At 65.8% G+C, this 12,398-nt stretch carries 12 protein-coding genes; 9 read left to right on the forward strand and 3 right to left on the reverse strand.

From position 1 onward, the window contains the following. Nucleotides 1-1,209 precede the first annotated feature (1,209 nt). Nucleotides 1,210-1,452: a hypothetical protein gene (locus QW868_RS29655; RefSeq protein ID WP_315811728.1), complete on the forward strand. Its 243-nt coding sequence runs from the start codon at nt 1,210-1,212 to the stop codon at nt 1,450-1,452. A gap of 305 nt (nt 1,453-1,757) precedes the next feature. Further along, the gene (locus QW868_RS29660) at nt 1,758-2,546 is read left to right on the forward strand and encodes a creatininase family protein (RefSeq protein ID WP_316232183.1); all 789 of its coding nucleotides are present in this window, start codon (nt 1,758-1,760) and stop codon (nt 2,544-2,546) included. A 101-nt stretch (nt 2,547-2,647) separates the two neighbouring features. On the opposite strand, the gene QW868_RS29665 is transcribed toward QW868_RS29660, so the two are convergent. Next, nucleotides 2,648-3,586, reverse strand: coding sequence for a LysR family transcriptional regulator (locus QW868_RS29665; protein ID WP_316232184.1), 939 nt, complete (start codon nt 3,584-3,586; stop codon nt 2,648-2,650). A 153-nt stretch (nt 3,587-3,739) separates the two neighbouring features. On the opposite strand from QW868_RS29665, the gene QW868_RS29670 reads away from it, so the two are divergent. Genes QW868_RS29670 through QW868_RS29700 form a run of 7 tightly spaced genes read left to right on the forward strand, consistent with a single transcriptional unit; the run spans nt 3,740 to nt 10,249 of the window. Then, nucleotides 3,740-4,714, forward strand: a complete 975-nt coding sequence (locus QW868_RS29670) for an N-carbamoyl-D-amino-acid hydrolase (protein ID WP_315772038.1) — start codon at nt 3,740-3,742, stop codon at nt 4,712-4,714. Between the two features lie 25 nt (nt 4,715-4,739). Then, entirely contained in the window at nt 4,740-5,561 is an 822-nt protein-coding gene (locus QW868_RS29675) for an ABC transporter substrate-binding protein (protein WP_316232185.1), read from the forward strand. Then, nucleotides 5,558-6,412: an amino acid ABC transporter permease gene (locus tag QW868_RS29680; protein ID WP_316232186.1), complete on the forward strand. Its 855-nt coding sequence runs from the start codon at nt 5,558-5,560 to the stop codon at nt 6,410-6,412. Before QW868_RS29675 ends, QW868_RS29680 begins: the two co-directional genes overlap by 4 nt. Further along, a complete protein-coding gene (locus QW868_RS29685; RefSeq protein WP_315796917.1) occupies nt 6,409-7,176 on the forward strand; it encodes an amino acid ABC transporter ATP-binding protein in 768 nt (255 codons plus the stop codon). Before QW868_RS29680 ends, QW868_RS29685 begins: the two co-directional genes overlap by 4 nt. Nucleotides 7,177-7,180: 4 nt before the next feature. Next, nucleotides 7,181-7,999, forward strand: a complete 819-nt coding sequence (locus tag QW868_RS29690) for an ABC transporter substrate-binding protein (RefSeq protein ID WP_316232187.1) — start codon at nt 7,181-7,183, stop codon at nt 7,997-7,999. Next, complete coding sequence (locus QW868_RS29695) at nt 7,986-8,879, forward strand: polysaccharide deacetylase (RefSeq protein ID WP_315811735.1); 894 nt, start codon at nt 7,986-7,988, stop codon at nt 8,877-8,879. Before QW868_RS29690 ends, QW868_RS29695 begins: the two co-directional genes overlap by 14 nt. Next, on the forward strand, nt 8,876-10,249 hold the full coding sequence (locus QW868_RS29700) for an amidohydrolase family protein (RefSeq protein ID WP_316232188.1): 1,374 nt from the start codon (nt 8,876-8,878) through the stop codon (nt 10,247-10,249). The genes QW868_RS29695 and QW868_RS29700 overlap by 4 nt, the downstream gene beginning before the upstream one ends. 6 nt (nt 10,250-10,255) lie before the next feature. Here the strand turns inward: QW868_RS29700 and upp are convergent, their stop codons facing one another. Further along, complete coding sequence (gene upp / locus QW868_RS29705; RefSeq protein ID WP_315738496.1) at nt 10,256-10,885, reverse strand: uracil phosphoribosyltransferase; 630 nt, start codon at nt 10,883-10,885, stop codon at nt 10,256-10,258. Nucleotides 10,886-11,158: 273 nt separating this feature from the next. Next, nucleotides 11,159-12,388: a URC4/urg3 family protein gene (locus tag QW868_RS29710; RefSeq protein ID WP_316232189.1), complete on the reverse strand. Its 1,230-nt coding sequence runs from the start codon at nt 12,386-12,388 to the stop codon at nt 11,159-11,161. Nucleotides 12,389-12,398: the final 10 nt, after the last annotated feature.

Below are 12,398 nucleotides of genomic sequence, written 5' to 3' on the forward strand. Positions count from 1 at the left end.
CTCTTCTCGGAAAAGGAGTGCGCCAACTATCTCAGAAACTCAGGATATGTTTCCGTATAAAAACAGCATGCTCTAGGGAGCCTTGTGAGTAGGCGGCGCGTTCTCAGCGAGGATGTTGATCTGCATCAACGCGAGTGTTGTGGCCGATCGTGAGGTAAATGGAGGGTCAACCGCGCCGGGCCGCCGTTGATGGTTCCCGCTCATCTGCGCCGAGCTGCCGACAGGGATACCGGGCGGCGGGCGCGGCATCCGTGATCTCACGGGGATCGGGGTTCACACTGACAAACAGCAGGACAGCACATCGCGATCTCGCGGCGCAGGTTACGCCCGAGGCTTGCATGACGTCACCCTCTTCAAGTGAGAGGGCGCAGGGAAGGCCGGGAGCTCGCCGCCCCCATGGCCCCCGTGCGGAAAGAATGCACGGGGCAGGAACCACAGGTTCGGCTGAGACATCCCGGCCTTCCCTGCGCGATGGTGTTACGGCTTATACGCATTCTCCCCGGTGAACGGGCTGTCTTGCCACCGTCACCCGTGCGAGGCTGAAACCTCGTCGCGAGCTTGACGCCAGCGTCGCGGCGCCAGGACCATGCGATTTCGCCGTCCGCGCCGTGCCGTTCGTCCGCAGGCATGACACCCGCTGCGACACGTCGCGTCCATCGCATCCCGCACTCCACGTCTCGTGACGTTCGCGACACGCCCCTCTTCATGAGGCGGGATGCACGAAATGTCGTCCCGATTTGCCCGACGGTGCAAGCGGTTTATCTGCGGCAGACTGGCACGACGGGCAATTCGCGCATGGCGGTCATGCTGAGGCATTCATTCGATGGCGCCGGGATTTTGCGTGACCTCGCTCAGTTGGAGCGCGCATCTCATGCTGGAATCGGGCTTATGCCTTCGAGGCGGCGCGAGGTGAGCGCTGCGGGCACTGAGAGACGTGCGACCACAGCGCTCGTCGTTCGCGGTGGCGAGCATGACTCCGAGCGTCCGGAAAGCTCGCAAATCTGGAACTCGCGCGACTCGTTCGCAGTGAACATCCCGAGATCATCGCGGGCCGGCGCTGCTCCGTCAGGTTGAACCGTAATCGTCCTGCTTGTGAAGAACACGTCTTCGCTTGCTCGTCGCGACAGACTCACCTTACATCGGAGTCGTCCGAGGCGGAGAGATCGCGTCTCGACACCCCTTCAACTCACGAATCGACGTCGGCTCGCAATGCTCAAGTCTGCCCAAGAGAAGTCTGTTCACAACAAGCCTGCTCAAGACAAATCCGGCAAAGACCTTCCGCTGACCGGCTATGCCGTCGTGGTCGATGGTCAGATCAAGACCGAGTTCAAGACAAAAGAGGGCGCGCACAACGGCGCGCATGACCTGAAGCGCCGGTTTCCGATGTTGCAGATCAGGGTGTACGACGCGGAGACGAAGCAGACCCACGACATCGAGTTGGCGCGGGTGTGAGTCGGCCTGCCGTGCGGGTCCTGGTGTCGTGAGGACGCAAGGCCGTTGCACCTTGTTGAGGTCATCGCAATCGTTGTCGATGTTTGAGTGTATGGAAAGCAGCTCCTGATCTAGCCGAGGGTGCGGTGCCCGTTACTGCGCCCTCGCCCGTTGTGGGAGAGGGCGCTGTAACTGCAGCCGCGTCGTGGCTGGAGTGCACGGAGACGGCTGTCGCGGCCTGCGCGCAAGATGTGCCGAGATGCGCCGTTGCGGTGTCGGGTGGTATGAGCCAAGCTTCCTCATCTCCGACCATGCGAGCAGCCGTCATGACAGAAACCGCCTGGAACAGACTTTCCGCCGAAGCGCTTCGCGCGCTCGCGGCGCGCGACGCGATCGTGCTGTTGCCGGTGGCCTCGACCGAGCAGCACGGCCCGCATCTGCCGACGGGCGTTGACGACTTCCTGTGCAGCGAGGTCTGCCGTCGCACCGCGCTGGAGCTGGCTCCAGACTATCCCATCGTGGTCGCGCCGACCGTCTGGTGCGGGCTTGCCGACCATCACGTTCCGTTCGGCGGCACCTTCACCCTCGGTCTCGCCACCTACCACGCCGTGCTTAGGGACCTGTGTCGCTCGATCCTGAATGCCGGCTTCCGCCGCATCGTGATCGTCAACGGCCATGGCGGCAACATTCAGGCGCTGGCCACTCTCACCGGCGAATTGACGCGCGAGCTCAATGCGCCGATCGCGACGACGACCTATTTCATGGAAGGGCGGGAGATGATGGCCGAGGTCCTCGAGGATCAGGAGGGCGTGATGCATGCCTGCGAAGCCGAGACCTCGATGATGATGGTGGTTCATCCCAGCCTCGTCGATGCGGCGAGGCTCGACGCGGCCTTTGGGCCGAGCTTCGACATCATGGGCTCGCTGGTGCCGTCGCTGAAAATGTTCAGATCGTTCGCCGACATCACCACCTCCGGCGTCGCAGGCGATGCGCGCAAGGCATCTGCTGCAAAGGGCGAGAGGCTGCTCGCCGGCTGCGCGGCGGCGCTGGCGGCGCGATTGCGGGCGGGCGAGCCATGGTCGACTGCAACAACTCCGCCGCCAGCCGCAAGATGACAGCGACGCAGAGCATCATCCCGGGAAGCCCGCCGCAGGCAGGCGTTTCGGATGATGGGCCGCAAACGATACGTCCACCGGTTTAATCATGGACGGCAAGCTCAGCCGCGTTCCGCGGAAGCGGCGAGACTCGGAGCCCCGATCGCGTCGACGCAACCGGCGAGACTCCGGCTCGCGTTGCGCACCTCGTTTCGAAACGTCTTCGCCAGATTCGACAGCGGCCTTGCCTCGGACCACAGCACATAGGCCGACACCGTGGTGCAGGGCGTGAACGGCCGGACCACGAGATCAGGCCCGCTCTGACGCGGCGAGAACGGATCGACCACGGCGAGGCCGACGCCGGTCGAAGCCAGCACGCAGGCCGTGTTGCAGTAACGCACTTCGACGGTCGGCTGGAAGTCCGCATCGGCTTGCCGGAAGCTCTCGCGCACGGCTTCGCCGAGGCGGGTGCCGCGTTCGAGGCCGATCAGCGGGAACCCGGCGAGATCCCGCGCTGAAATCACGTCGTGGTCCGCAAGTGGATGCCGGGCCGGCATCACGCACACCATTTCGCCGGTGTGCACGACCTCATGGGCGATCCCGGGATGGTCAGACAGTCCGAGCGCGAAGCCGAGCTCGGCGACATTGCCGAGCACGCCCTCGATGATGCCCTCATAGCGGCGCACGTCGAAGAACATCCGCGTCTGCGGCCGGCGCCGCAGGAAGCCCGACAAGGTCGGCGGGATGATGCTGTAGGCGAGCGGCGGCGTGGCGACGATCGACAGATGACCCGTCTTCTGCTCGCGCAGGTCACGCACGCGGTTTTCCAGCCGGGCGTGCAAGGTGAAGATCGCCTCGCTCTCCTCATAGAGCGTCATTGCCTCCGGCGTCGGAAACAATCGGTTATTGACGCGCTCGAACAGGGTGAAGCCGGCCTGGGCCTCCATCGCCTTGAGCGCGTTGCTGATCGCGGGCTGCGACAGCGCCAGCTCTTCGGCGGCGGCGACGGTGGTGTGATGGCGGATGACGGCCCGCAGGATCTCCAGCTGGCGCAGGTTCATGACATGGTCGCCCTATAAGCCCCGGTGATGGTCTCGGCCAAAATATCATAGCGCGCGGCCGTGTGGGCAGATTGCAAATCCCGCGCCGCTTTCGCCAAATGATCCCTTCTTCCAGTGCGCGCATCCAGGCGGCGTTCCGCCTGATCGTTCGGCATGGCGCACAGATCGGAGGCACTATTGAGCCGTATCTTCCGCGCCGCCGCCGCCCAGATGGGACCGACCCAGCGCGCCGACAGCCGGACGCACACGCTGTCCCGCATGATTGCGCTGCTGGATCAGGCCGCCAGCCAGGGCGCGAAGCTGGTGGTTTTCCCCGAGCTCGCCTTCACGACGTTCTTTCCGCGATGGATCCTCGAAGACGAGGCGCTCGACGACCATTTCGAGCGGTCGATGCCAAACCCGGCCGTCGCTGCGCTGTTCGACCGGGCGCGAGAGGTTCGTGTCGGCTTCTATGTCGGCTATGCCGAGCTGACGCCGGACGGACGCCGATTCAACAGCTCCATCCTGGTCGATCCCGACGGCGAGATCATCAGCAAATATCGCAAGGTGCATCTGCCGGGCTCGGTCGAGCCGCGGCCGGGCGCCAGGTATCAGCAGTTGGAGAAGCGCTATTTCGGCTACGGCGATCTCGGCTTTCCAGCGGTGCGCGCCGGCAGCGAATGGGGCGGCGCGATCATGGGGATGATGATCTGCAACGACCGGCGCTGGCCGGAATCGTGGCGCGTGCTCGGGCTGCAGGGCGTGGAGCTGGTCTGCGTCGGCTACAATTCCGCGGCCTACGATCCCAATGGCGGCACCACCGAGGATGCCTCGCTGCGCACCTTCCATTCCACGCTGGTGGCGCAAGCCAACGCTTACATGAACGCGACCTGGGCGATCGCGGTGGCGAAGGCCGGCGACGAGGATGGCAGCGGGCTGATCGGCGGCTCCTGCATCGTCGATCCCAATGGCTGCATCGTGGCGAAGGCGACGACGCTCGCCGATGAGGTCATCGTCGCCGACATCGACCTCGATCTGTGCCGCCAGGGCAAGGACAAGATGTTCAACTTCGCGGCGCATCGCCGGCCGGATCAGTACAAGGTCATCACCGAGCGCGCCGGCGTGGTCGAGCCGGTCGCGGTCGATTAGCCGTTCACATGGGGAGTGTCGCAGGATGCGCCGTTCGTCGTTCGCAGGTTTCGTCATCCTCGCCTCGCTTGCTCCGGCGGGGGCCGCGGAGCTGCCCGCCGAGATCAAGCAGGCTGGCGTGCTCAAGCTCACGGTCAACTCGACCTACGCGCCGATGGAATATCACGACCCCGCCACCAACGAGCTGAAGGGACTCGACATCGACCTGGCCAACGAGCTGGCGAAGCGGCTTGGCGTCAAGATCGTCTGGAGCGAGACACCGTTCGCCGAGCTGATCCCATCGCTGCAGACCAGGCGCGCCGACTTCATCATCTCCGGCATCTCCGATCGCGCCTCGCGGCGCGAGACCGCCGACTTCGTCGACTATCTGGTCACAGGCCCGCAATTCTTCGTGCTGGCGGAGAGCGATGCCAAGGTCGCGACCGATCTGTGCGGCAGGAAGATCGGCACCACGCGCTCGACCAGCTTCCCGCAGGAGATCGAGAAATGGAGCAAGGCGGTCTGCGAGGCCGCCGGCAAGCCGGCCGCGCAATATGTGCCGGGGGAGAACTCGATCGATGTCCGCAACCAGCTGAAGCAGGGCCGCATCGAGGCCGCCGTGCAGGGCAGCGAAACCTTGCCCTATGCGCAGTCGCAGGAGACCGGCAAGTATCGCATCCTGGGTGAGCCCATCGCCTTGGGCTACCAGGGCATCATGTTCCGCAAGGACGATGCAGGCTCTCGCGAGGTCGTGACCGAACAGCTCAAGGCGATGATCGCCGACGGCAGCTACAAGGCCATTCTCGACAAATGGGGTCTCGGCGCCAATGCGGTGCGCGAGCCGATGCTCAACGCGGCGCCGCAATGAGCTGGAGCGAGGCGCTGGCCGGCGGCTTCCCGGATCTGTCCGGACACAGGATTGCCCGCGAGGCGCATTGGGGCCGCTGGCTCGCGGCTGCGGTCATCGTCGTCATCCTCGTCGCGATCGGCCGCGCCTTCGCCAGAGGCCAGATCGAATGGTCTTACGTCGAACGCTTCCTGACCGCCCCGGTGATCCTGCGCGGCATCGTCAACACCATGGTCATGGCGGTCGCGGCGATGGCGCTCGGCATAGCGCTCGGCGTGGTCGTCGCGATCATGCGGCTGTCGCCCAATCCGGTGCTGAGGTCGGTCGCCGCCGGCTACACCTGGCTGTTCCGCGGCACGCCGCTAATCCTACAACTGCTGCTGTGGTTCAACCTCGCGCTGGTGTTTCCGACCATCGGCATTCCCGGCCTGTGGAGCGCGCGCGCCGTCGACGTGATGACGCCGTTCCTGGCCGCGCTGCTCGGGCTCGGCATCAACCAGGGCGCCTACACCTCGGAGGTGATGCGGGCCGGGCTGCTGTCGGTCGACATCGGCCAATACGAGGCGGCGCAGGCGATCGGCATGGGACGGCTGCAGGCGCTGCGCCGGATCATCCTGCCGCAGGCGATGCGGGTGGTGATCCCGCCGCTCGGCAACGAGTTCATCGGCCTGGTCAAGGCGACCTCGCTCGCCAGCGTGATCCAGTATCCGGAGGTGCTGCACTCGGCCGAGAACATCTACTACGCCAATTCGCGCGTCATCGAGCTTCTGATCGTCGCCGGCCTCTGGTATCTGCTCGTGGTTTCGATCCTGACGCCGCTGCAGATGCTGCTCGAACGCCGTTTTGCCCGCGGCATCGCGCGGGGACGCTGATGACGCCGCTCGTCGCCATCCGTCAGGTCAGCAAGCGCTTCGGCGAATTCCAGGCGCTCAAGCAAGTCTCGCTCGATGTCTTCGAGGGCGAGGTGGTCTGCCTGATCGGGCAATCCGGCTCCGGCAAGACCACCTTGCTCCGTTGCGTCAACCAGCTGACCACGGCCGACAGCGGCGGCATCTGGCTCGACGGCGCGCTGCTCGGTTTCCGCGAGCAGGATGGCCGGCTGCATCGGCTGTCGGAGCGCGAGATCGCGCGGCAGCGCCTCGCCTGCGGCATGGTGTTCCAGCGCTTCAATTTGTTTCCGCACATGACGGCGCTGGAGAACGTCATCGAGGGGCCGGTGCAGGTGCAGAAGCGTGGACCGGCCGAAGCGAAGGACGAGGCCATGGCGCTGCTGCGGCGGGTGGGCCTCGCCGACAAGGCGGGCTCCTATCCATCGCAATTGTCGGGCGGCCAGCAGCAGCGCGTCGCCATTGCGCGCGCGCTCGCCATGAAGCCGCGGCTGGTGCTGTTCGATGAGCCGACCTCGGCGCTCGATCCCGAGCTGGTCGGCGAGGTGCTCAGCGTGATGAAGGAACTCGCGACATCGGGCATGACCATGCTGGTGGTGACGCATGAGCTCGGCTTCGCGCGGGAGGTCGCCGACCGGGTGGTCTACATGGATCAGGGTGTGATCGTGGAGAGCGGCCCGGCCCGTGAGGTGCTGCGCGCGCCGCGCGAGGCGAGAACAAAGGCATTTCTGGCAGCTGAAGTGGGGTGAGGTGATGGGTTTGAAGTCGATCATGTTGGCTGGGTTCATGAGCGCGGCCGTGGCGGGCGCGGCTCTCGCCGCCGAGCTGCCGGCCGAGATCAAGCAGAGCGGCCTGCGCATCGCGGTGGTGCCGAACTATCCGCCGATGGAGTTCAAGGATCCGGCCACCGCGACCTTGACCGGTTTCGACGTCGAGCTCGGCGAGGCCTTGGCCAAGAAGCTCGGCGTCAAGGCGGTGTGGCAGGAGACGAGCTTCGACCAGTTGATGCCGGGCCTCGCCACGCAACGCTTCGACATCATCCTGACCGGCATGACCGACTACAAGAGCCGGCAGGACACCGCGACCTTCCTCGACTATCTGCGCAGCGGTCCGCGCTTCTTCGTCCAGGCGTCGCGCGCGGCCGAGCTCAAGGAGCCGGCCGCGCTGTGCGGCAAGAAGGTCGGCGCCAGCAGGCGCACGATGTTCCCCAAGGACATCGCCGCCTGGAGCGAGAAGAACTGCGGCGCGAGCCCGATTCAGTTCGTCGGCACGGAAGGCTCGGCCGATGCGCGGACGCAGCTCAAGCAGGGCCGCATTGACGCCGCCGTGCAGGGCAACGAGACCTTGCCCTACATCATGGATCTCGAGCCGAACACCTATGTGCCGATCGGCGCGCCGATCGCCTACCAATATACGGGGCTGGCGACGCCGGTGAAGGCGGAGGAGCTGCGCGAGGCCTTGCGCGACGCGCTGGAGGGCCTGATTGCCGACGGCAGCTACAAGGCGCTGCTGGTGAAGTGGAAGCTCAGCGATAACGGAATCGAGAAGGTGCTGATCAATGCCGGACAGTAAGGCGCTCGCAGGCATTCCGCTCATTCCCGCCAACACCGCGCCGCCGGCGCCGGACTATCCGTGGCCTGAGCCGTATCGCGCGGCCATGTTCCTGTCGTTCGACATCGACGCCGAGAGCGCCTGGACCTCGAAGGATCCGGCGCACGCCGCGCGTCTGGTGACGATGAGCTTCGGTGGCTTCGAGGCGCGCGTCGGCACGCCGAAGCTGCTTGAGCTGCTCGCCGAGCTCGATCTCAAGGCGACGTTCTTCATCACGGGCTGGTCGGTCGACGCGCATCCGGCGATGGCGGAAGCCGTGCTGAAGGCGGGGCACGAGATCGGCCATCACGGCTATCACCATCTGTTGCCCGATCCCGGCGATCCCTTCATCATCGAGGAAATCGAGCGCGGCTTCGAGGCGATCCAGCGCCGGCTCGGCGTCCGTCCGATCGGCTACCGCGCGCCGTTCGGCGAGTTCTGCGAGGAGCTGCTGACAGCGCTGGTGCGGCAGGGCATCATCTACACCTCGTCGTTCCGCGACGACGTCAGGCCTTATCGACACCGTCTCGCCGACGGCAAGCCGGGCACGATCGAGATCCCGGTGACCGCGAGCTATGACGACTGGATGCACGGCCTGTCGGCGCGGTTCTCGCCGCGCTCGATCTTTCCGAAAGAGCATGTGCTGTCGATGTGGAAGGACGAGCTGGACGAAGTCCGCGACTGGGGCGCGATGGTGACGACCGTGCTGCATCCGCAGGTCTCGGGGCGGCCGATGCGTTTCCGCCTGTTGCGCGAGTTCCTGACCTACGCCAAATCGTGCCGGGACGTGTGGATCACGACCGGGGCCGAGATCGCGGCGAACTATCAGCGTCATGAGGCGGCGGAAGCGAAGGACGCATGAGCACGACCGCGATCTTCGGCAGCTACGTGCTGGCGCGCAAGGACGGCGCGCAGGATGTGCTGCGCGACCGTTGGGTGCTGATCGAGGGCAAGCAGATCGCAGCCGTGACGGCCGATAAGCCTGCGGCGGACGAGGTGTTCGACCGGCCCGGCCGCTTCGTGCTGCCGGGCCTGTTGAATCTGCACAACCACATCTTCAGCGAGGCGATCGCACGCACGCTCACCGAGGACGGCAACGGCCGGCGCAACAACAAGAGCATCGTCTACACGGTGCTGCTGCCGCTGTCCAAGCGCGGGGCCGAGATCCTCTCGGCGGAGGAGCGGCTGGCGATCGGCCGCATGGGGGTGCTGCAGCTCCTGAAGGGCGGCGCCACCACGGTCATGGAGCCGTTCCGCAACACGATTCCGGAGCTGTTCGATGCGGCTCTCGAGATGGGCCTGCGCTTCTATGGCGCGCCCTATCTGTTCTCGACATCAGATGCCAAGGCGGATGCCTCCGGCGTCGTGACTTACGCGGGCAATGACGGCGAAGCCGACATGGCAATCTGGAATGCGCTGTATCGGCGCTGGCACGGCCAGGGCGACGGCCGTATTCGTCTCGCGATGAGCCCGCACGCGACCGATACGTGCGGACCGGATCTGTTGCGCGCGGCTGCGAGCCGGGCGCGCGAGCTCGACATTCCCATCACGACGCACATGGCGCAGAGCGCAGGCGAGGTCGCGACCATCGCGCAGCGCTATGACGGCCGCACCCCGGCCGAGTATCTCGATTGGCTCGGCCTGCTTGGTCCAGATCTGCTGGCGGCGCATTGCCATGCCTCGACCGATGCGGACCTTGCGCTGATGGCGGCGCGTGGTGCCGGCGTGCTGAACTGCCCGCGCGTCTTCGCACGCGCCGGCGTCACCGCCGCCTTCGGCCGCTTCGCCGCGCATGGCGTACGCACGGCGGTCGGCACCGACGGCTACAACATGGACCTGCTCGGCGAGCTCAACGCGGCGTCGATGATCTCGAAGATCGCGCTGGGAAGCGCCGAGACCGCGAGCGCGCCGGAACTGATCGACGCGGTCACGGCGACCGCCGCCGCGATGATCAAGCGGCCTGATCTGGGCGTAATAGCACAGGGTGCGACCGCCGATCTCACCGTCATCGACATGACCCATCCGCATCTCCAGCCGCTGCACGATCCCCGCCGCGGCCTGATCGCCCTCGCCAACCGCGCCAACATCGACCAGGTGATGGTCGACGGCCGGCTGCTGATCCACGACGGTCGCTATCTCCACGGCAACGAGGCGACCATCATCGCCGCAGGTGCTGCTGCGATCGAGAGGATCTGGGCGCTGCCGGAGGCGCAGGCCGCGTTCGCCGGCTGACCGCTGCTACCTCGTGCCGTAGGCGCGGTCGCCGGCATCGCCCAGACCCGGCACGATGAAGGCGTCGTCGTCGAGGCCCTCGTCGATCGCGGCGGTCCACAGCGCAACATCAGGATGCAGGCCGCGCACGCGCTCGACGCCTTCGGGGGCGGCGATCATGCAGACCATGCGGATGTCCTTGGCGCCGCGCTCCTTGAGCCGGTCGACCGCGGCGACCGCGCTGTTGCCGGTCGCGAGCACCGGTGTGACGACGACGGCGAGACGCTCCTGCAGGTCGGACGGCGCCTTGAAGAAGTACTCGACCGCGGTGAAGGTCTGCGGCTCGCGGTACAGGCCGATATGGGCGACGCGCGCGGTCGGCACCAGATCGAGCATGCCGTCGACGAAGGTGACGCCTGCGCGTAGCACCGGCACGAACACCAGCTTCTTGCCGGCGATCTTGGCCGACTGCATCCGCGCCAGGGGCGTCTCGATCTCGACCTCCGTGAGCGGCAGGTCGCGCGTGACCTCGTAGCACAGGAGCATGCCGATCTCCTTGAGCAACTCGCGAAACGACTTGGTCGAGATCGACTTGTCGCGGATCAAGGTCAGCTTGTGCTGCACCAGGGGATGATCGACGACCGTGACGCCTTCCATGGCTTTCATCTCCGAAGCGTAGGGTGGGCGAAGGCGCGAAGCGCCGTGCCCACCTGATATTAGCTCAGCTTGGAATGGTGGGCACGCTGCGCTTTGCCCACCCTACAGGCACTTCATCAGTTTCGTCATTGCGAGGAGCGGAGCGACGAAGCAATCCAGACTTCCTTCCTGGCCCCGGATTGCTTCCGCCGTCGCCCTTCGGGCTATGGCGGACAAGTCGCTTCGCTCGCAATGACGGAGGCGCAAGATCGATGAGTTTAACCTCAACCCCCCTTAAAACACCGTGCCGTCGCTGATGATGGTCAGCGGCGGCGAGCCGTCCGGGCGGCGAGCGAAGGCGAGCTTGCGGCCGGCGCCCCAGCTGCCGCCTTCGAGGATTCGCGCCAGCGGCAGCTGCTCCGCGGTCTGGCCGGTGCGCCGGCGGATCAGTTCGGCCAGCCGGTCGAGCAGGGCGACCGTCAACGTGCGCCATTCCACCACCAGCGGCGAGTCGACTGCATGGGCGCGCGCCGCATCGGCGGGATCGCGCAGCACCAGCACGCCGCCATCGACGAACAGGCCGCCATTGCGGTATTCGGCAAGGCCAGTGAGGCCGTCGATGTTCTCGACCACCAGGCCCGCGCGCTGCAACGGTTCGATCAGCGAATAGCTCAGCCATTGCGACAGCTTGTGCAGCGGGACGAGGTTGCTGATGCCATCGTCAGTCGGCAGTGACGGATGACGCCAGCAGTCCCCGAGGCTGGTGCCGTTCAGCAGGATGCGCGAGGGCCAGATCCGGCCGAACTGACGCAACACCGATTGCAGGATCGCGTCCGCCTGAATGCGGCCGTCCTCAGCACGCGCGGCGAGGTCATCGAACAAGCCGCCAGGTCTTGGCGTATCACGATTTGGGAAGATGCTCCGATCGGAATGGGGATTGACGACGGCGCCCAGCCTTCGCAGCAATTCGACCCGGCCTTCGAGCCCGACCAGTGGATTGTCGGCACCGACCTGAAAGCCGCGTTCGAGATCGCCGACGGTGAGCTGCTTCAGCTTCGCTGCATCGGCCCGTAGCGGATCGCTCGCGTCGGCCGAAAACGCACCGCGTGCGAACATGTCGAGGCTCGCCAGTGCCAGCCCTTCGGAGCGGCCGATACGCGTGTCGCTTATGACATCATGGTAACGCCACGCCGCGCCGGCGCCCGCGTCGAGCAGCACGCTGGTGATGGCGAGATCGAACTCGGCGCGCGCCCGTGAAGCCGCATTCGGCCAATTCACTTTGTCGGCGATCGCAGCCCAGCGATCGACGCCGCCGACCACGAAATGCCGCCAGCGCGAGTGGAACGGCACCTCGCCATCGGGATAGGCCTTGCGGGTCACATCGAGCACGAGGTCGGCGATCGCATCGAGCTTGCCGATCTCGACCCGAAAATGCGGCAGCTTGTCGGCAAGACCGAGCGCAAGCATTTGATGCGCCCGCTCGCGCACTGCGCGGGCCGAGAGGAGATAGGAGACGTCGTCCATGATCTCAGGC

This window comes from Bradyrhizobium sp. SZCCHNR1051 (genome assembly GCF_032489615.1).
Taxonomy (GTDB): domain Bacteria; phylum Pseudomonadota; class Alphaproteobacteria; order Rhizobiales; family Xanthobacteraceae; genus Bradyrhizobium.

Excerpts from the sequence above, each read along its gene's own strand:
- QW868_RS29695 (WP_315811735.1), top strand. The coding sequence starts at position 7,986 with ATGCCGGACAGTAAGGCGCTCGCAGGCATTCCGCTCATTCCCGCCAAC.
- QW868_RS29655 (WP_315811728.1), top strand. The coding sequence starts at position 1,210 with ATGCTCAAGTCTGCCCAAGAGAAGTCTGTTCACAACAAGCCTGCTCAA.
- QW868_RS29680 (WP_316232186.1), top strand. The coding sequence starts at position 5,558 with ATGAGCTGGAGCGAGGCGCTGGCCGGCGGCTTCCCGGATCTGTCCGGA.
- QW868_RS29700 (WP_316232188.1), top strand. The coding sequence starts at position 8,876 with ATGAGCACGACCGCGATCTTCGGCAGCTACGTGCTGGCGCGCAAGGAC.
- QW868_RS29675 (WP_316232185.1), top strand. The coding sequence starts at position 4,740 with ATGCGCCGTTCGTCGTTCGCAGGTTTCGTCATCCTCGCCTCGCTTGCT.
- QW868_RS29690 (WP_316232187.1), top strand. The coding sequence starts at position 7,181 with ATGGGTTTGAAGTCGATCATGTTGGCTGGGTTCATGAGCGCGGCCGTG.
- QW868_RS29665 (WP_316232184.1), bottom strand. The coding sequence starts at position 3,586 with ATGAACCTGCGCCAGCTGGAGATCCTGCGGGCCGTCATCCGCCATCAC.
- QW868_RS29670 (WP_315772038.1), top strand. The coding sequence starts at position 3,740 with ATGGCGCACAGATCGGAGGCACTATTGAGCCGTATCTTCCGCGCCGCC.
- QW868_RS29660 (WP_316232183.1), top strand. The coding sequence starts at position 1,758 with ATGACAGAAACCGCCTGGAACAGACTTTCCGCCGAAGCGCTTCGCGCG.
- upp (WP_315738496.1), bottom strand. The coding sequence starts at position 10,885 with ATGGAAGGCGTCACGGTCGTCGATCATCCCCTGGTGCAGCACAAGCTG.
- QW868_RS29710 (WP_316232189.1), bottom strand. The coding sequence starts at position 12,388 with ATGGACGACGTCTCCTATCTCCTCTCGGCCCGCGCAGTGCGCGAGCGG.